Genomic DNA, 21188 nt, shown 5'->3' with positions numbered 1-21188 from the left:
CTGCCGACGCAAACGCGACGGCGTCTGTCACGCCACCCGAGGCGTCGCCCAGATGCGCAACCTGGCCATGACGGCTTGAACGACCACCGGCCGCAGGCGACACCGCTATCACTCCCTTGCCCCGCCAAAACTCTCGACCATTACGGGACAACCTTTAGGAGGGGCAGCGAACTGGTCCGCCGCATCGGGGCCGATGCGGTGACACGATCAAAGAACGACGTGGCGTGGATCCCGATCGGGGGCGTGGGCAAAGCCAGCTGGTTCGATACGCCCAGCGGCACCGTATGAGCGAAAGTATCAGCCACGACTGTCAACTGCGAGTGGTCGCACACGATCGCCAGATCGTGGTCCTCAACGTCGACGGGGACCGCACGCCGATCATCGCCTGGGTGACCGGTGCCAGGTGAACGGGAAGCCACGGCCCGAAACCCAGTTCCTGCACGGGAGAGCGCAGCACGGGTGGTAGTGCGTCGAGCGCGTGCCACGGTTGCTCGGACACGGCGAGGAAGACCACGTCCGGTGCGAGTCGGGCCAAGACCTCGGCGAACTCACCGCCGTGCAGCGACTCGACGATGTCCGCGCGCACCGTCCCGGCCCGGCCGACCTGGTGCGCCGCCGATCGGGCCAAGTTCGCGGCCCGATCGGTGTCTCGGCCGACCAACGGAAGTGACAATGGGCGTCGACCGTTGCCGCGAGTTCCGCGGTCTTGCGCGCGACATCACCCGTTCCGACGGTCACCACACGGTTAAGCGTCGCAACGTCTTCTGCCGCTCGATGACCCGGTGTCCGTGGCCGACATTAGCCAACGGTTGTTCGCACGTCGATCCCTGAAGCCGCGAGAATTGTTGTGTGTGAAGGGAACCGACAAAATATGGTCGCCTTGCCCGATGACTGTGGTTCACTACTCGTGACGTTCGCAGGTTCTTAATGGGGGGCACCAAGATGGTGGGACAAGCGCCGCGCGGGAGCGGTTGGCGCTCCAACCCGGCGCGCGTGTATTACCTGCTCACTTGCGGCGGCGGCGTCTTCTTCTCTATGGCCTTCACCCTCGCGCTGGTCTACCAGATCCAGGTGGTGCACCTCTCGCCCCTGCAGCTGGTCGTCATCGGCACGGTCATGGAGTTGACGTGCCTCCTGGGCGAGGTCCCCACCGGCATCGTCGCCGACCTGTACTCGCGCAGACTGTCCGTCCTGATCGGGTTCACGATGATCGGCGTGGCGATCGTGCTCCAAGGGGCCGTTCCCAACTTCTGGTGGATTCTCGTCGCACAGGTGATCTGGGGAATCGGCTTCACGTTCACCTCGGGGGCGGTGGAGGCGTGGATCACCGACGAACTCGGCGACGACGCCATCGCCCACGTCTTCACCCGGGGCCAGCAGCTCGAACTGGGCGCGATGGTCCTCGGCGCGGTGCTCGCGGGCGCCCTGGGACTGATCAGCCTTCAGACGCCGATCGTAGTCGCCGGGATCGGCTACTTGGCGTTGGCCGCGGTGCTGGTGCTGGTCATGACCGAGCGGAACTTCGCCCCCGCCCCGCCGGAGGACCGCGGCTCCTTCCAGCACATGTACGCCATGCTCCAGATTGGCGTCGACCAGGCCAGGCGGCGGCCGGTGATCCGGTCGTTCCTGCTGATCAGCCTGCTGGTGGGCCTGTCCAGCGAGGCGTTCGACCGGCTGTGGACGGCCCGGATACTCCAGGACTTCCCGCTGCCGGAACTGCCCGGCGTGTCCGGTGCGGTCATCTGGTTCACCATCTTCGCCATCGTCGGCCAACTCATCGGCCTGGCCACCAGCCTGATCGTGCAGCGGGTTCGCGCCGATTCGGTCAACTCCCCGCACCCGTCCGGCCTGCTGGCCACGCTGACGATGGTGCAGGTGGTCGGCATCCTTGGCATGGCGCTGTCCGGCAGCCTCTGGTTCGCCCTGGCGGCGCTGTGGGTCAAGGAGGCGGCGCGGGCGGTGTCGATGCCGCTGGAGGCCGCCTGGCTCAACCGCAACATCGATTCGGGGTCGAGGGCCACCATGTTGTCGGTCAACAATCAGTTCAACGCCATCGGCCAGGTGGTCGGCGGTCCGCCGCTGGGTGCGCTGGCGGGGCGGACGTCCATCCCGGTGGCCCTGCTGTTCTCGGCGGGCATCCTGGCCCCCGCCTCCTACCTGTTCGCCCGGCTGGGCAGGCTGCGCGTCAAGGACGGCGCCGACCCGACCACGCCGACCCACACGGTGCCGTGACATGGATACCGCAGAAGTACTCGCCGTCGCTTGGTTCCGCTACCTTGGCAAACCCATGTGGGCGTGAAGCTCGATTTCTTCAAGACCGGTGGGGGATTCGAGGAATCGGCTTCAACGGCATCCGCGGCGACATCGGCGCCGTGGGATCAGAAGATAAGGCAGGACTCTGCGGCAGGCTCACAGACTGATCATCGCCGACACCCAGAACAGGAAGAGCGGAACCCTCTGTTCGCGAGACCACCGCTGAGAACAACGCGCCCCACGGGTCAGTGTCGCCTCAAGCGAGACTGTCAGCACGTCGTGGACGAACAGCGCCAGCTTTACCGTTGGCGAGAGCGTCAATGTCGAGATTGGCATCCCCGGCGTAGCGGGCGTGAAGGGTGGGCCATCGTTCAATTGCACTCACGGGTGGAGTTCGACCAAACTCAGGAACGCTCAGTCGCGCTGTCCGTGGAAAGCGGTGCAGGTCAATGTTCCCGCGCACTCGTGGAAACAGCCTATATGTGGAGTTCGATAGATTGTTTTCAGCCGTTGGGCAAAAGCAAGCCTGACGGGTCGACGGGAGGCCGCTGTCGAACCTTGCCATTAACCTGCCGCACATGGCTGGTAGGACTGGCTGGCAGAGCCTCCAGGATGTGTGGGGGTGGGGACCTCCGTCGGTAGTCGCCTCTGCAATGCGAGTGGTCCGATCGGGTACTACGCTGCGTGGCAAGTGGGTCCGCCATGCCGGTTTTCCATACTTCGGCCTCCGCTGATCGGGTGGCCACTGCCGCCTATTTGGGGCTGACACCTCAGGTTGGTATTCTCTCAGAGCTGGTCTCATGTGGCGTTGGGGTGTGGGATGGTGAGGGGTCATGGTTGACCGGTTGGCGTCGAGGTTGGTGCCCGACGAGCTTTGGGTCTTGGTCGAGCCGCTTGTGCCGGGGTTCGTCGCGCGTCCGCAGGGGGGTGGGACTGCCCCGGTGGATGACCGGGTGGTGTTCACCGCAATCGTGTTCGTGTTGACCAGTGGTTGTCGGTGGCGGGACATTCCCCCCTCGTTCGGGGTGTCCGCGCCGACAGCTCACCGCCGGTTCACGCAGTGGACCGAAGCGGCGTTGTGGCGGCGTCTGCACCAGGCGGTCCTGGACAGGCCCGGTGCCCGGGGGCTGGTGAACTGGTCGCGGGCGATCCTGGACAGCGCGAGCGTCCGGGCGGGGAAAGGGGACCTCTGAGCGGTCCCAGCCCTGCTCAGCAGGGGCAAGCCTGCTCGGAGATCCACACCGACCGCCCTCGTCTGCGTCGAGTGAATCGCCAATCACCACGTGAGACAGGATTTTATAGCTGGTCCATTCGGGGTGCCCTGGCGCTCGTGCTTTTCGGGGTTGAAGCGCTGTGGCATGCTCGAAAACGGAGACTGGGTGGACGATAAGGACGGTGGGGGTCTAATTCTCTTTTCGATTCCGATGTGGGGAGTCCGCTGAATATGCCGGTTCCCTGAACGCGATCGCGAGCGTTGATAACACTGTGGGGGGATGTGCGACATGCTCGGCAGAGGTTGTGGTGAGGGTGGGGTTGACCTGTGCTGAGCAGGGACGTCACCCTCGGCCTGCCCGCCCTGGGTATCGGCGGCCTGTCGGAGAACTGGCTGCTGCGCGAGGCAGGCGACCTGCACTGGGAACTCGTCGGCGAGCACTTCGGCGTTCCGGTGTCCGCGCTGGCGGACGAGGACGGGGTGCGGCTGCTGCCCGCGTTCGTGCGGGTCCAAGTGGTCGCGGGCAGCTCGCTGGCCGGCTTCGCCGAGCGGGACAGGGCGAGGCTGACCGGCCAGGTGTCCCGTGTGGACGATCATACCTTCGTCGGTGACGTGCGCTTCGAGACCGGCGCCGACCACGTCGACGTTCGGCTGATGACCGTCTTCGTCCGCCGAGGCGCCGGGAACGTCCTGGTGCCCGGCCTGCCCACGCTGATGGGGCCGCCGCCGGGCGAGCCCGATCCGGACGCAATGGAGTTCCACCGCAGCTTCCGTGACCGCACCGACCGCGCGGAGGCGGGCAGGCCGCTGCGCACCGAGCTGCACGAGCCGAACCCCTACATCGATCACAACGGCGCGGGCCTGCTCTACTTCGCCTCCTATCCGCACATCAACGACCAGTGCGAGCGCCGCCACCTGCACGGCCTGCTCGGCGTGACCGGCGCGGACTGGTCCGCCGAGGCGGCCACCGTCGCTCGCGACATCGTGTACCTGGGCAACTGTGGCACCGGCGACACCGTCCGGGTCCGGCTGAACTCCTGCGCGTTCCTGCCCGGCCACTGCGTCGAGCTACTGTCCACACTGCTCCGCGAGCGCGACGGCGCTGTGCTGGCCCAGGTCCGCACGCTGAAGCAGGTCGCGCCCACCAGCCCGTTCGCCGCGCTGTGGGCGGCTTCGGACGAGGTGGGGTCCGCGCAGGCGCCGGAGCGGAGCCACCGCGGGAAGGTCCTCGTCAACGACCTGTTGCCCCTGCTGGAACAGGTGCTCGACCTCCCGGTCGGAACCCTGGCCCCGGACGACGACCTGCGCGGGCGCGGACTCGACAGCTTCGCCCTCGCCACCTTCGCCACCACCGCGGCTCGAACGTTCGCCTTGGACGTCGACGCCGCGACGCTGTTCCCCGCCACCACCGCCACGGCCATGACCGACCTGCTCTGCGGCCGGGACGCCCAGGCCCTCCCCAGTCCGGTCACCGGTTCCGCCGCCACCCCCATCGCCATCGTGGGAATGGCGGGCCGCTTCCCCGGCGCCGACGACATCAACGCCCTGTGGGACCTGCTGGGCCGCGACACCGACGCCACCGGGCCGATCCCGGCTGATCGCTGGTCCACCGCCGAGCACCCCGACCTGGTCGACCGCGCCGCGTTGCTGAGGGACATCCGGCGGTTCGACCACTCGTTTTTCCGGATCAGCCCGCGCGAGGCGGCGCTGATGGACCCACAGCAGCGGCTGCTGCTGGAGACCTCCTGGGCCGCGGTCGAGGACGCCGGGTGGGACCCGACGTCGCTGGCGGGCAGCCGGACCGGCGTGTACGCCGGGGTCTGCCACACCGACTACGCCGCCGTCGTCGCCCGCCGTGCCGACCGCGACGAGCCCTACCTGGGCGTGGCGGTGTCCCCGTCGCTGGTGGCCAACCGGGTCTCCTACGTCCTGGGCCTGCGCGGACCCAGCGTCGCGATCGACACCCTGTGCTCGTCGTCGCTGGTCGCGCTCGCCGACGCCGTCGCCGCGCTGCGGGCAGGGGCCTGCGAGCAGGCGCTGGTCGGCGGGGTCAACGTGCTCTGCGACCCCGAGCGCCACCGGGCCTACCACGGCGCGGGCGTGCTGAGCCCGCGCGGCCGCTGCCACACCTTCGACGACGGTGCCGACGGCTATGTGCGCGGCGAGGGGGTCTGCGCGATCGTGCTCAAGCCGTTGGACCACGCCTTGGCCGATGGCGATCGGGTGCACGCGGTGGTCCGCGGCGCGGCGGTGAACCACGGCGGTCGGGCGCGCTCGCTCACCGCGCCCGACCGCGACGCCCAAGCCGACCTGCTCGTCGCCGCGCACATCGACGCAGGCATCGACCCGCTCACCGTCGGATACCTGGAGGCGCACGGCACGGGCACCCGGCTCGGCGACCCGATCGAGGTCGCGGGCATGCGCGCCGCCTTCGACCGCCTGCACGGGCAGTGGGGCCGGACCCCACCGTCCGCGCCGCACTGCGGTGTCGGCTCGGTGAAGACCCGCATCGGCCACCTGGAGGCCGCCGCCGGTCTTGCCGGGGTCGTCTCCGTGGTGCTGGCGATGCGCCACCGCACGCTGACCGCCCCGCGGAACCTGACCACGCCCAACCCGATGCTGCGCCTGGACGGCTCGCCGCTGCGCCTGCAACGCGAACGCGCCGACTGGCCCGAACCGCCGGGCGGCGGACCGCGCCGGGCCGGTGTCAGTTCCTTCGGCATGGGGGGGACCAACGCCCACGTCGTGCTGGAGGAGGCCCCCACCGCCGCACCGGCTCAGCCCATGGACGGCCCGGTCGTTGTGCCGCTGTCGGCATACACCGCCGAGGCCCTGCGCGACACCGCCACGAACCTGCTCGACGCCCTCGCCGCGGACGACTTGCCCCTGGCTTCGGTGGCCCGCACCCTGCGCGACGGCCGGGCGCCGCTGCCGGTGCGCGCCGCGGCCACGGTCGCCGACAACGCCGAGCTGCGCGAGTTCCTGCGCGGCGTCGCCGCCGGGCACACCGAACCCGCGGTGGACGGCACCGCCGCTCGATGGGTTGCTGGGGCGGACGTGCGCTGGGCCGAGCAGCCCGACGCACCCACCGCCCCACCGGTCTCACTGCCCACCTACCCGTTCCGCCGCGAGCGGCACTGGATCGACACGGCCCCGGCCACCGCCAAGGCCCGGGGACCTGCGCCGACGTTGCTCGCGACCCGTTGGGAGACAACGGCTGTTACCGCGGGCTCCGCGCCGGACGGGCCGGTCGTCGTGCTCGCCACCCCGGCCGCTCTGGACGTCGCCACGCTGCTGGCGGGGGACCACGGCGTGGTGCTGGCGCCGGGCGTCCCCCCGCCCCCGGCGCCCGCGCCCGCCGCGATCGTGGACCTGGTCGACTGGACCGACCCCGGTGCCTTCGCGGGCGAGCGGATCTCCGCCCTGCGGACCCTGCTCGCCGCCCACCCCCGCGCGGGGGTGCGCTGCGTGCACGCGGCGGGCGCGGCGTCCTCGCCGGTCGCCGGCCTGTACCGGGCGCTCTCCGGAGAGATGCCGGTGGTCTCCGCCCGCACCGTCCGGGTCGACGGCGACACCGCCGACCTGGTCGCCGCCGTCACCGCGGAACTCGCCACGGCCGATCGGCACACCGAGGTCCGTTACACCGGCCGCGAGCGCCGCGTCCCGGCGCTGGTCGCCGTGCCCGCGGGAACCGGCCCCGACCCGCTGCGCGACGTCGGCACCGAGCCGGTGCTGATCACCGGTGGCCTCGGCGGCATCGGGCTGCGCCTGGCCGCGCACGTCGTCGGCCGGGGCACGCGCAGGCTGGTGCTGCTCAGCCGCACCGGCAGGCCCGTCGACGCGGCGGGGGAGCGGGCGCTGACCGACCTGTCCGATCGCGCCGACGTCACCGTGCTGGCACACGCCCTCGACGACGCCGACTCGCTGCGTGCGCTGCTCGCCCCGCTCGGCACCCCCCGCGCGGTGTTCCACTGCGCCGGGACCATCCGCGAGCCGCACTCATTCCTCGTCGGTGACCAGGACGCCTTCGACGCGGTGCTCGCGCCGAAGGCGCGCGGCACCGAGGTGCTGTGGGAAGCCCTGCGCCAAGACCCGCCGCGGCTGCTGGTGCTGTTCTCCTCCGTCGCGGGCGCGGTTCCGCGGCTGGCGGCGGGCAGGCTCGACTACGCCACCGCCAACGCCGCCCTCGACACGTTCGCCGAGGACACCACCACCGGCGACTGCTCCGTCCGCGCCCTGCGCTGGCCGCTGTGGGAGGGCGTCGGCATGGGCGCGCACACCTCCGGGGCCGCAGCGGCCGGGCTGCCCGACCTCGACGCCGACACCGCCCTGGCGCTGCTGGACTCCGCGCTGCGCACCCCGGCGCCCGCGGTCCTGCTGCCGTGCCTGCTCGACCCCGCCACCGACCTGTCCGATCTGCTGTCGCCCCCCGCGCCGGCACACACCGCCGCGCCGCGCCCGGTCCCGGAGCGGACCGGGATGGATCTGCGCGCCCTGACGGCGGTGGTCTCCCGCGCGACCCGCGTCGACGCGGCGCTGCTCGGGCCGGGCTCCGTGCTCGCCGACCTGGGCGTGGACTCGCTGCTGATGGCCGTGCTCGTTCGCGCGTTGGAGGCCGAGCTGGGCGTCCCGGTGGACCCGGGCCTGCTGCAGGAACACCCGACCCTTGCGGGCCTGGCCGCCGCCCTGCCCGCCCCGGAACGCGGCGCCGAACCCGTCCCTGCGACCCGGAGCGCGCCCGTGGTGGTGGCTACGCCCGCGCGTGCCCCGACCGGACCGGTGCCGGTCGCGGTGATCGGCCTGGCCTGCCGGTTCCCCGGCGCGCCGGACGTGGCCGCGTTCTGGGACAACCTGGTGTCCGGGCGCGACTGCGTCACCGAGGTCCCGGCCGAGCGGTGGGACACCGCGGCGCTGTACGACCCGAGGGGCGGCCCCGGCCGCAGCACCAGCCGGTGGGGCGGGTTCCTCGACGACGCCGCGCTGTTCGACCCCGCGCACTTCGGGTTCGACGAGGCCACCGCGCCGCACCTGGACCCGCTGCTGCGCAAGACGATGGAGGTCGCCGAGGAGTGCCTGCGCGACGCCGGGTACCGCGACGAGGAGGTGCGCGGCGCGCGGGTCGGGGTCTTCGTCGGGGCCCGCGCGGCCACCTACCGCGAACACCTGCGGCCGCTGGGTCGCGAGTCGGTGCTCGGGCTCAACCAGAACTTCATCGCCGCCCACCTCTCCCAGCACTTCGACCTCACCGGGCCGAACATGGTCGTGGACAGCGCCTGCTCGTCCTCGCTGGTCAGCGTGCACTTGGCGGCGCGCAGCCTGGCGACCGGCGAGTCCGACCTGGCCATGGCCGGTGGCGCGGACATGCTCCTGGACGAGGAGCAGTACGTGATGCTCAGCGCGATGGGCGCGCTGTCGCCGACCGGGCGCTGCCGCGCTTTCGACGAGTCCGCCGACGGGTTCGTCCCCGGTGAGGGCGCCGGGATGGTGCTGCTCAAACGCCTCGACGACGCCGAGCGCGACGGTGACCGGGTGCTGGCCGTGCTGGAGTCCTCCGGGGTCAACAACGACGGCCGCACCATGGGGCGCACCACCCCCAACGGCAAGGCACAGCGTGCGCTGGTCACCGACGTGCTGGCCAGGGCGGGCATCGATCCGCGCACCATCGGCCACGTCGAGGCGCACGGCACCGGCACCATGATCGGCGACCCGATCGAGCTGCGGGCGCTGACCGCCGCGCACCGGGCGGCCACCGACGACCGCGGGTACTGCGGCATCGGCAGCGTCAAGAGCTCGGTGGGCCACCTGCTCAGCGCCGCGGGCATCGCCGGGTTCATCAAGACGGTGCTCGTCCTGCGGCACGCGATGCTGGTTCCGACCCTGCACTGCGACCGGCCCAACCCCCGGTTCGCCTTCGCCGGGTCGCCGTTCTTCCCGGTGCGCGGGGTCCGTCCGCTGGATACCTCCCGCGGCCCGGGGCGGGCGGCGGTCAGCGCCTTCGGCTTCGGTGGCACCAACGCCCACGCCGTGCTGCGCCGGGGCACCCCTGACACCGGGCGGCCACCGCTTCCCGTGCCGGAGTACCGGCGCGCGCGGTACTGGCACTGCCCCGAGGGCGGCCCCGCCGACCGGCCGCGGGCGGCCTCCGCGCGCCGCCGCTCGGCACGCCTCGTGCTCACCCCGGCCACCGCCATCGGCGGCGCGGCGCACACCTGACCGACCGCGCACTGGGAGACGACAGTGGATCACACTCGCGCACTGCGCTGCGCGCTGTCCCTCGACTGGGACAACCCGCTCGTGGACGACCACCGCGTGCACGGTGTCCGCACCCTGCCCGGGGTCGCGTTCCTCGACCTGGTGTGCCGCGCCCTGGCCGAGGACGGCGTCGACCTGTCCGGGGTGGAGCTGCGCGAGGTGTTGTTCACCGAGCCGGTGGTCACCACCGAGGGCGTGGGCCGGGAGCTGCTGCTGACCATCGAGCCGGACGGCGACGGGTCCAGCGTCACCGTCGTGAGCAGGCGCGTCCCCGAAGGCGGCGAGCCGGAGGCCGGGTGGACCACGCACGTGCGGGCCCGCCTGCGCCGCACCACCACCCCGCTCACCGGAGACATCCCGGACGAGCCCGCGACCCCGGTGCGGGACGTGGACGAGTGCTACGCGGCGGGCCGCGCGGCCGGTGTCGCCCACAGCTCCTACATGCGCTGCCACGGCACCCTGCGCGCGCAGGGCGGCCGGATCGTCTCCCACATCCGCCTGGGCGAGGAGGCCGCGAGCGCCGACGACGGGTTCCTGCTGCACCCGGCCCTGCTCGACGGGGCCACCATGCAGGCCTACGCCGAGGTGTTCTCCGCTGAGGACGCCGACGGCCGCCCGCTGATCCCGTTGCACGTCAACGCTTTCCGTGCCGCCGGCCCGTTGGGCGCGGCGTGCTCGGTCGACCTGCGGCTGGCCGAGGTCCGCGCGGGGGCCGATGTCGTGCGCGCCGACCTGGACCTGCGGTCGGACTCCGGCGAGGTCATCGCGCGGCTCTCCGGCCTGACCTACAAGCGGGTGCGCTCGACCTCGGCCATCACCGGGCTCACCGGGTCCGCGCGGCCCGTCGTCGACACCCCGGTGGCGGCACCCGCCCCGGTGCGGGCCGTGGCCGACGGCGCGCTGGTCGACGCGCTGGTCGAGCTGGTCAGGGCCACAGCGGGGGACCCGGCGCTGGTGGTGGAGCCCGACCGCGGGTTCTACGAGCTGGGCCTGGAATCGACCCACCTGCTCGCCTTGGTGCGGGCCATCGAGGTCCGCTTCGGCGTCGAGCTGTACCCGACGCTGCTGTTCGAGCACCCCACGGTGGACGACGTCGCCGAGCACCTGCGCACCGTGCTGCCCGCCGCCCCGACCACGGGGGCCGTCGAGGTGCCCGCGCCACCGGGCCGGACCGGGATGCTCACCGGTCTCTGGCAGAGCGCTCCCGCTCCCACCGCGCCGCGGCTGGGCACCACCGTGGTGGTCGGCGACGCTCCCGAACTGGTGCGCGCGCTGCCCGGCCGCGTTGTGACCGCGCCGCTTGGCGCCGACTTCGGCGCGCTGTTCGCCGACTTGGACCCGGACGCCGTCTTCCACGTCTTCCCCGCGGGCGACGGCGACGTGCCCGCCGCGGTCGGCGCGGCGTGCGCGCAGGTCATCGCGTTGGCGAAGTCGTTGGCGCGCAAGCCGAACCGCACGCCGCTGGTGCACGTCTCCGCGACCCCGACCGCCGCCGCCGTGGCGGGCCTGGCCCGCACTGCCCGCGTCGAGCACCCGCGCCTGGCGGTCACCGCTGTCGAGTGCGACGGCGTCCTGGACCCCACCGCGCTCCTGGCCGAGGCGGGGGAGCACGGTGAGCACTGGGTGCGCCACGACGGCGGCAGGCTCGTCCGCCGGTACTCGCCGTTCGAGGGCTCCGACTCGGTGCGGCCCAAGCCCGGCGCGGTGTACCTGATCACCGGTGGCGCGGGCGGCATCGGCCGCGCGGTGTCCACCTGGCTCACCGGCGCGGGTGCCCGCGTCGTCGTGGCCGGTCGCACCGAGCCCGCCACCGCGCTGCCCGCCGGGGTCGAGTCCATCCGGGCGGACGTCACGTCGAAGTCTGATGTGGACAGCTTGGTCGCGGGCGTGCTCGCCCGGCACGGCAGGCTCGACGGGCTCGTGCACGCCGCGGGCGTGCTGCGCGACGGCCTGCTCACCGGGGTCGACGCCGACGACCTGGCCGCGGTGCTGGCCCCGAAGGTCACCGGGATCAGCGTGCTGGAGGCCGCGACCGCCGGGCTGGACCTGGACTTCCGCGTGGTGTTCTCCTCCGTGACCGGTGTCGCGGGCAACGCGGGCCAGTCCTGCTACGGCGCGGCCAACGCCTTCTGCGACGCGCACGCCCGCGCGCACGGCTGGGTGTCGCTGGCCTGGCCGCTGTGGGCCGAGGGCGGCATGTCCACCGACGCCGCCACCGAGGCCGTGTTCGGCAGGCAGGGCCAGGTGCCGCTGCCCACCCCCGAGGGCATCGCCGCCACCGCCGCCGCGCTGGGCGCCGCCGGGCGTGAGGTCGTGGTCCTGCACGGCGATCCCCAGCGCGTCGCCGAATCCCTGGGCCTGCGCCCCGCCGACCCGCCCCGCCCCGCTCCCGCCACGTCCGCCGCTCGGGCCGCCGAGCCGGTGGCCGCGGGCGCCGAGCCGATCGCGATCGTCGGCCTCGCGGGCCGGTATCCGATGGCCGAGAACGTCGACGCGTTCTGGGACAACCTGGTCTCCGGCCGCGACTGCGTCACCGAGGTGCCGCCCGATCGCTGGGACCTCGCCGGGTTCTACTCCGCCGAGCGCGCCCCCGGCCGCTCCTACGCCAAGTGGGGCGGATTCCTCGACGAGATCGCCGACTTCGACCCCGGCTTCTTCCGGATCACCCCGCGCGAAGCCGCGGGCATGGACCCGCAGGAGCGGCTCTTCCTGCAGGCCGCCTGGCACGCCATGGAGGACGCGGGCACCACCCGTGCCGATCTGGCGGGCACCTCGGTCGGCGTGTTCGCCGGGGTCATGTTCACCCAGTACCAGATGCTCGGCCTCACCGCGCCGGAGCGGCTGGCGGTGCTGCCCACCTCGTTCTCCTCCGCGGTGGCGAACCGGCTGTCGTACTTCCTGGACCTGCGCGGGCCGAGCCTGTCGGTCGACACCATGTGCTCGTCCTCGCTCACCGCGCTGCACCTGGCCTGCGAGAGCCTGCGCTCCGGGGACTGCGACGCGGCGTTCGCGGGCGGGGTCAACGTCATCGTCCACCCGTACAAATACCTGCACCTGAGCCAGGTCGGGTTCGTCTCCACCGACGGCCGCTGCCGGGCGTTCGGCGCGGGCGGCGACGGCTACGTCCCCGGCGAGGGCGTGGGCGTCGTGCTGCTCAAGCGCCTCAGCCGGGCCGTCGCCGACGGCGACCGGGTGCACGCGGTGATCACCGGCAGCGCGGTCAACCACGGCGGCCGGGCCGCGGGCTTCTTCGCTCCCGGACCCGCCGCCCAGTCCGCGGTCGTGCGCCGTGCCCTCGACCGCGCCGGGCTCGCCCCGGCCGACATCGGCTACCTGGAGGCGCACGGCACCGGGACCGAGCTGGGCGACCCGATCGAGGTCAGCGCCCTCACCGCGGTGTTCGGCACGGACACCGAGGTGCCGGTGGGGTCGGTGAAGACCGGCATCGGCCACCTGGAGTCGGCCGCGGGCATCGCCGGGCTCACCAAGGTGCTGCTGCAGATGCGCCACCGCACCCTCGCCCCGTCCCTGCACGCCGAGCCCGCCAACGCCGCCATCGACTTCTCCGCGACCCCGCTGCGCGTGCAGCGCACGGCCGAACCCTGGTCCGCCAAGGGGAACGCGCCGCTGCGCGCGGGCATCAGCGCATTCGGCGCGGGCGGCGCCAACGCCCACGTCGTCGTCGAGCAGCGACCCGATCACCTGCCTCCCGGGACCGCGGCCCCGGGACCGCACGCGGTCCTGCTCTCGGCCCGCACCCCGGTCGCCCTGCGCGCGCTGGCCGAGCGGTACCTGCGGATGCCCGCGGGCGCCGACGTCCTGCCGGAGGTGCTGGACCTGGCCGCGCAGGTGCTCGGCAGCCGCGTCGACCAGGGGACCGCCCTGGACGAGCTGGGCTTGGACGCGGCTGACCTGCGCAAGCTGGAGAGCGCGCTGGCCGAGCGGTTCCCGGCCGCGTCCCCACGGGTTGACGCGGGCGGCACCCTCGCCGCCTTGGCGGGCACCCTCACCCGGACCGCCCGCGCGGACCTCGCCGACATCGCCCACACCACACAGGTCGGTCGCGAGCCGCTGGCCGAGCGAGTGGCCGTGGTCGCCACCGACACCGCGGACCTCGCCGCCGCCCTCCAGGCGTTCGTGGCCGGGGAGGCCGACGCCCGCCTGCACCGGGACAGCGCCACCGCGGGGGCACGGGCGCCGAGGTCCGACGACCCGCACGCCCTCGCGGCGGCGTGGGCCGGTGGCGCGAAGGTCACCTGGCCGCGTCCCGCCGGGCGCGCGCCGCGCAAGGTCGCCCTGCCGCTCTACCCGTTCGACCGGGTCCGCTGCTGGGTGGACGTCGACCCGCCGACGTCCACCGCGGTCCCGGCAGGCACCGCGGTCCCGGGGAGCATCGCGGTGCCCATGGCCGAGGTCGGCGGGCTCCCGGTCGCCACCACCGACGACATGGAGCCGCTCGTGCCGGTGTGGCGCCCGGCGCCCGCCGGGGTTGGCCGCGGCAGGCCCGGCCCGGTGCTCGTCCTGTGCGCGCCGTCAGCGACGGCGCTCGCCGCCGACCTCGCCGCCCGCCTCGGCCGCGCCACCGTCGTCGAGCTGAACAGCGCCACCGCGGAGCTGCCCGTCCCGGGCGCGGTCTACCTGCTCGCGGGCCGTCCCGCCGCGGGCTCGGAGACCGCGCGCACCGCGGAGGCCGAGGTGACCGTGCGGGCGCTGGCCCGGCTCGCCAAGCAGTGGGCCACCGCCCCGCGCGTCGACTGGGTCGTGGTGACCGAGGGCGCGCTGCCCGCGCCCGGCCGCCCGGTCACCCAGCCGCACACCGCGGGCCTGGTCGGCTTCGCCCGCGTGCTGGAGAGCGAGTTCCCGGCCTGGACCGTCCCGGTCGTCGACCTCGACCCGGCGTGCGTGGACGCGGCGCTCGTCGCCGCCGAGCCGCCCGCGCGGGGTGTGCGCGCCGCCTACACCGGACGTGTCCGGCACCTGCCCGCACTCGCGCCCGCCCCGGCCGCCGAGCCCGGTGAGGTGCTGCGCAGCGGTGGGCACTACCTGGTGATCGGCGGTGCGAGGGGGATCGGGCTCACTGTCGCGAAGTCGTTGGTGGACAAGTACTCCGCGCGGGTGACGTTGCTCGGACGGTCCACATTGGACGACGAAAGGGCTCTCGCCGTGGCGGCGCTCGGCGACCGCGCGCGCTACCTGCGCGCCGACGCCGCCGACCCCGCGGAGCTGGCCGCCGCGCTCGCCGAGGCCGAGATCCGCGGCCCAGTGCACGGCGTGCTGCACGCCGCGCTGGTCCAGCGCGACCGGCTGGTGCGCGGGCTCAGCGACGAGGAGCTGTCCGCCAGCCTGGCCGCCAAGGCAGGCGTCGCGGCGGCGCTCATGGACGCCCTGGCCGACCCCACCGCCGGGCGCGCCCCGGACTTCGTCCTGTTCTTCTCCTCCGCCCAGTCCTTCCTCGGAGACCCGGGCTTGGCCAACTACGCGGCCGGGTCGGTGTTCCTCGACTCCTACGCCCATGCCCTCGACGCCCGGCTGCCCCTGCGGGTGCGCTCGGTCGACTGGGGGTACTGGGGCACGGTCGGCGCCGTCGCCGACGAGCGGCACCGGGCGGGGTTGGGCGCCGCCGGGTTCGCCGTGATCACGCCCGAGACCGGGTTCGCCGCGCTGGAGCGGGCGCTGCGCACCCCGGCGCCCCAAGTCGTGGTGGTGCCCGGAACCGGGGAGCTGCGGCGCAGGATGGGTGCGGGAACGCTGACCCCGACCCAGGTGCGGGCCATTACCCACTACCACGCCGCCGACGCGGCGATGACCAGGCTGGCCCGCGGCGCGCTGCTGGCCCTGTTCGACGACATGGGCGCCTGGCGCGGCGCGGACCCGGACGCCGCCGAGGTGGCCGCCCGGATCGGCGTCACCCCGCGCTACGCCCGGCTGCTGGAGACCCTGCTCGGCATGCTGGTCGGCGCGGGCGACCTCACCGAGGTCGGCGGGCGGCTGCGCCCGGACCCGGCCGCGCTGGCCGGGGCACGGGCCGGTGGGCACCTGGACCGGTTGGCCGGGCTGGCCGAGCGGCACCCGGGCGCGGCGGTGTTCACCCGGCTCCTGGCGCGCTGCCTGGCCGCCTACCCCGCGCTGCTGCGCGGCGAGGTGCAGGCCACCGACCTGCTGTTCCCCAAGTCCGGCACCTCGCTGATGGCGGGCATCTACCGGGAGAACCCGGTCAGCGACGTCTACAACGACGTCCTCGCCGACCACGTGGCCGCACACGTCGAGCGCGCCATCACCGGCGCGGGCGGTGAGCCGGTGCGGGTCGTGGAGGTCGGCGCCGGGACCGGCGGCACCTCGGCCGGGCTGCTGCGCGCGCTCGACCGGTTCGCGGACCGGGTCGAGTACTGGTACACCGACCTGTCCGCGGCCTTCCTCGCCCACGGCAGGCGGCACTTCGGCCAGGGCAGGCCGTACTTGAGGTTCCGCAGGCTCGACCTGGACGCCGACCCGCTGGCGCAGGGCTTCCCCGGCGGCGGCTTCGACGTCGTCGTCGGCGCGAACGTGCTGCACGCGACCGCCGACCTCGGTCGCGCGTCACTCCACCTGCGGGCCCTGCTGCGCCCGGGCGGTGAGCTGGTGCTCAACGAGCTGACCACGGTGACGCTGCAGGCCACCATCACCTACGGCCTGTTCGACGGCTGGTGGGCCCACGACGACACCGCGCTGCGCCTGCCCGGCTCCCCGCTGCTCGACGTCCCCGGCTGGGACGCGCTGCTGCGCACCTGTGGGTTCGACGGCGTCACCGCCTACCCGACCCCGGCCGACACCGACCGCAACTTCCAGCACGTCATCGCCGCCCCCGCCACCGTCCCGACCGTCGCCGCCCCGGCGCGCGAGGCGGTGGGTGGCGACACCGGAGGCATCGGCGACACCGATGACCTGTCCCGGCGGATCTTGGAGATCACCGAGGCCGCGTCCGGCATCCCGGTGTCCGAACTGGACCTCGACCGCGAGATCGGCGAGTACGGCTTCGACTCGGTCAGCTACACCCTGCTGGCCGCCACCCTTGGCGACCGGCTCGGCGTGGACGTCACCCCGGCGCTGTTCTACGAGACCGCCACCCTGCGCGACCTCGTCGCCCGGCTCGCCGCGGAGCACCCCGGCCTGCCCGCCCGCACCACCGCCCCCATGGCCACCACCCCGCCCCCGGTCGGCGCGCCGGCCTCGGCGAGCACCCTGGCGCCCGTCCCGGCGCCGCGGCCGGTCGAGGCGCCGGTGATCATCGGCATGGCCGCGCGGCTGCCCGGCAGCCGGGACCTGGCCGACTACTTCGCCCGGGTGGTCGCGGGGGAGGAGCTGGTCGGCCCGGTGCCCGCCGACCGGTGGGACCCGGGCGCCCTGCCCGCGGGCGTGATCGCCGCGCGCGGTGGGTTCATCGATGGGGTTGACGAGTTCGACCCGCTGTTCTTCGGCATCTCCCCGCACGAGGCCGACGGCATGGACCCGCAGCAGCGCATCCTGCTGGAGGGAGTGTGGGCCGCGCTGGAGGACGCCGGGATCGCCCCGGGCTCGCTGGCGGGCAGCGACACCGGGCTGTTCATCGGCGCCGGGTCCACCGACTACGACGAGGTGCGCCGCGCCGCGGGCGTCGATGTCGACGCGCACGCCGCCACCGCCACCACACACTCCATCCTGGTCAACCGGGTGTCCTACCTGCTCGACCTGCACGGGCCGAGCGAGCCGGTGAACACCGGGTGCTCCAGCTCGCTGGTCGCCCTGCACCGCGCCGCCGTGGCCATCCGCGCGGGTGAGTGCGAGGTGGCGGTTGCGGGCGGCGTCAACCTCATGCTCACCCCGCACAACCACACGCTGCTCAGCGGCACCGGCATGCTCAGCCCGCGCGGTCGGTGCAGGCCCTTCGACGCCGAGGCGGACGGCTTCGTCCGCGGCGAGGGCTTGGGCCTGGTCGTGCTCACCACCGCCGCCCGCGCCAGGTCGGGCGGGCACCGGGTGCGCGCCCGGCTGCTCGGCACCGCGGTCAACCACGGCGGTCGCGCCCGGTCGCTGACCGCCCCCAACCCCACCGCCCAGGCCGCCGTCGTCGTGCGCGCCCACGAGCAGGCGGGCACCGACCCGGCCACCATCGGCCACCTGCAGACCCACGGCACCGGCACCGAGCTGGGCGACCCGGTCGAGGTCAACGGCCTGCGCTCGGCCTTCGACGAGCTGCGCTCCCGCCGCGGTGACACCGCTCCCGCCGCGGGGACCACCGCACTGGGCGCGGCCAAGGCGAACATCGGGCACCTGGAGTCCGCCGCGGGCGTGGCCGGGGTGATCACCGCCGTGCTCGCCATGGAGCACGCCACCATCCCGCCGATCGCCGGGCTGGGCAGGCAGAACCCGCACCTGCGCCTCGACGGCGGGCCGTTCCGGCTGCCGCGCGCCGCCGAGCCGTGGCCCGAGGGCGCGACCCCGCGCCGCGCGGCGGTCAGCTCCTTCGGCTACGGCGGCGTCAACGGCCACGTGGTCATCGAGCAGGGCGACGCCCCGGCCCCGGGCGCGCCGCTGGCCGAGCCGGTCGCGTTCCCGCTGTCGGCCCGCACCGCGCGGGCCCTGCGCCGCACCGCGTCCGCGCTGCGCGAGCACGTCGCCTCCGCCGAGGTCGACCTGGCCGACGTCGCGCACACCCTCCGCCGCGGGCGCGACGCCATGGCCCACCGCGCCGTCGTCGTCGCGGGCGACCGGGACGCGCTGCTCGCCGGGCTCACCGCCGTCGCGGAGGGCCGCCCGGTCGCGGCGTCGGGCGAGGCCGCGCGTTGGGTGGCGGGGGAGCGGGTCGAGTGGACGCCGGTCGGGCGCCTGGCCTCCCTGCCCACCTACCCGTTCGAGCGCCGCCGCTGCTGGGTGACCCCGTCGGGGGCGGAAACCGTTGAGCCCCAGAGCTTCGCGCCGCGTTGGGTGTTGACCGAGGAGCCGGAGCCGATCGCCGCCGATAGTCCACTGTGGATTGTCGGGGGCGGTCCGGTGGCGGACGCGCTGGCCGCGCACCACCGCGGCGGCGCCGTGCACCGGGTCGCCGCGGGCGCCTCGACCGATCACCTGCCGTCACCGGGCGCGGTGTACTTCGTCGCCGCCGACAGCGGCGCGGTGACCGCCCAAGGCGTGGCCGAGGCCGAGCGCACCGGCGTGCTGGCCCTGTTCGAGCTGGTCAAGGCGCTGCTGGCCCGTCCGGCCTGCGCGGGCGAGCTCGCGTTGACCGTTGTCACCTCGGGGGCCTTCCCCGTGACCGGGCCGGTCACCGCCCCCGCCTCCGGCGCGGTGTGGGGGCTGGTCCGCTCGCTGCGCGCGGAGTGCGAGCGCTGGCGCGTCGCCGCCGTCGACGTCGCCCCCGGCGAGTCCGCCGCCGCGATCGCCGCGGCGGGCGTCGGCGACCACGCCCTGCGCGGCGGCCACTGGTACCGGCAGGAGCTCGTCCCCGTCGCGCAGCCCGCGATTGCGCTGCCGGTCCGGTCGGACGGCGCCTATGTCGTCTTCGGCGGCACCGGCGACCTCGGCCTTGACGCCGCTGAGTGGCTCTCCGCCGAGGGCGCGCACGTGGTGCTGGTCGGCCGCTCCGCGCCCACCGGGCACCGCGCCGACCGGATCGCGGCCCTCGACCGCGTCTCCGTCGACCACGCCGACGCCACCGACCCGGACGCCGTGCGCGGGGTGCTCGCCCGCGCGGCCTCCCGCGGCCCGGTGCGCGGCGTGGTGGTGTCCGTGGCCGTCGACCGCGACCGGTCGCTGGCCGCGATGGACGCCGCGTGGTTCACCGAGGGCCTGGCCACCAAGAGCCGCGCGCTCGCCGCGGTCGCGGAAGGACTGGCCGGGCACGCGCCCGACTTCCTCGCCGCGTTCTCGTCCGTGCAGTCCTTCCTGGGCAACCCCGGCCAGGCCGCGTACGCCGCCGGATGCGCGGCCCAGGACGCCCTCGTGCACGCCTTGGCCGAGCGGCTGGCGCACCCCGTCCGCGTCCTCGACTGGGGCGCGTGGGCCGGGTCGGCGCTGGCCGAGCGGCACCGCGACCGGGTGGCCGCGGCCGGGCTGCGCCCCCTTCCGCCCCGCGCGGGGCTCGACGCGCTGGGCCGCGTGCTCGGCGGACAGGAGATCCAGGTGGTGGTCGTTTCCGGCGATGACGGGTTCCTGCGCCGCATCGGCGTCCAGACCGGCCCGGTGCCCGCCGAGCCTGCGACCCCGACCCCGACCCCGGCCCCCGGCTCTGGCTTCGCTGCTCCGGCTCCGGCCACGCCTCCTGTCTCCGGCTTCGCTGCTCCGGCTCCGGTGCCCGTGGCTCCGCCCGCCGCGTTCGGCGCGGACCTGCTCGCCCTGGTCCGCGAGGTCGCCGGGGTGACCGCCGCCGAGATGGGCCCGGACGACGAGCTGCGCGACTTCGGCTTCGACTCGATCGCCTACACCCGGCTCAGCCACCGGGTGAACGCCCGGTGGGACATCGACGCCACCCCGGCCACCTTCTTCGGCGTCGCCACCGCGGCCGAGCTGGTCGCCAAGGTCGGCGCCGACTTCGCCACCGAGCTGGCCGCCCGGTACGCGCCCGAGGCCCCGGCCGCCCCGCAGGCCCCGGCGGAGCCCGCCACCCCGACCCCCGCTCCCGCCGCCGTGGTCGGTGAGGGCGCCGACGAGGCCGTGGCGATCGTGGGCATGTCGGGGGTGTTCCCCGGAGCCGACGACGTCGACGAACTGTGGGCGCGGCTGGCCGCCCGCGACGACCTGGTGTCCGAGGTGCCCGCCGACCGGTGGGACTGGAAGGCCATCGACGGCCCCGCCGAGCCCGGCGAGTTCCGCACCCCCGCGCGCTGGGGCGGGTTCGCGCGCCGGGTCGACCTGTTCGACGCGGGGTTCTTCGGCATCTCACCCACCGAGGCCACCGCGATGGACCCGCAGCACCGGCTCGCCCTGCAGGCGGTCTGGGGCGCGGCCGAGGACGCGGGCATCCGCCCGTCGGCGCTGGCGGGCACCGGCACCGGGGTGTTCCTGGGCTGCGGCACCTACGACTACTTCGAGGTCCAGCACGCGCTGGGGGTCCCGGTCGACGGGTACGGCACGGTCGGCCGCGCGCACGCCATCCTGGCCAACCGGGTGTCCTACCTGCTCGACCTGCACGGCTCCAGCGAGGCCATCGACACCGCCTGCTCCTCCTCGCTGGTCGCGGTGCACCGCGCCGCCGAGGCCATCCGGCACGGCGCCTGCGACCTGGCCTTCGCAGGCGGGGTCAACGTGATCGCCTCGCCGACGCTGTTCGTCGACATGGCACAGGCGGGCATGCTCAGCCCGCGCGGGCGCTGCCGCACCTTCGACGCCTCGGCGGACGGCATCGTGCGCGCCGAGGGCGTGGGCGTGGTGCTGCTCAAGCGGCTGTCGCTGGCCATCGCCGACGGCGACGTCATCCACGCCGTGCTGCGCGGCAGCGCGGTCAACCACGGCGGGCGCA

4 protein-coding genes and 1 pseudogene (1 of these 5 cut by a window edge) are annotated in these 21188 nt (G+C 74.3%); 4 read left to right on the top strand and 1 reads right to left on the bottom strand.

From position 1 onward, the window contains the following. Positions 1 to 310: 310 nt before the first annotated feature. Entirely contained in the window at positions 311 to 628 is a 318-nt protein-coding gene (locus tag ACTG9Q_RS31315; RefSeq protein ID WP_455576562.1) for a hypothetical protein, read from the bottom strand. 365 nt (positions 629 to 993) lie between these two features. Here ACTG9Q_RS31315 and ACTG9Q_RS31310 point away from each other — a divergent pair, with 365 nt between their 5' ends. The 4 genes and pseudogenes from ACTG9Q_RS31310 to ACTG9Q_RS31295 all read left to right on the top strand — a co-directional run. Next, entirely contained in the window at positions 994 to 2232 is a 1239-nt protein-coding gene (locus ACTG9Q_RS31310; RefSeq protein ID WP_455576561.1) for an MFS transporter, read from the top strand. 854 nt (positions 2233 to 3086) lie between these two features. Beyond that, positions 3087 to 3493: pseudogene (locus tag ACTG9Q_RS31305) on the top strand (transposase); the annotation flags it as partial. Between the two features lie 300 nt (positions 3494 to 3793). Further along, positions 3794 to 9679: a beta-ketoacyl synthase N-terminal-like domain-containing protein gene (locus ACTG9Q_RS31300; protein WP_455576560.1), complete on the top strand. Its 5886-nt coding sequence runs from the start codon at positions 3794 to 3796 to the stop codon at positions 9677 to 9679. 24 nt (positions 9680 to 9703) lie between these two features. After that, positions 9704 to 21188 carry the 5' portion of an SDR family NAD(P)-dependent oxidoreductase gene (locus ACTG9Q_RS31295; RefSeq protein WP_455576559.1) on the top strand. It continues 1505 nt past the right edge of the window, so the window shows 11485 of its 12990 coding nt (coding positions 1-11485); the start codon lies at positions 9704 to 9706; its stop codon lies off the right edge, out of view.

This window comes from Actinokineospora lacus (assembly GCF_053813445.1).
The sequence above is the reverse complement of the archived record's forward strand: the minus strand, read 5'-3'. Positions and strand labels throughout refer to the sequence as shown.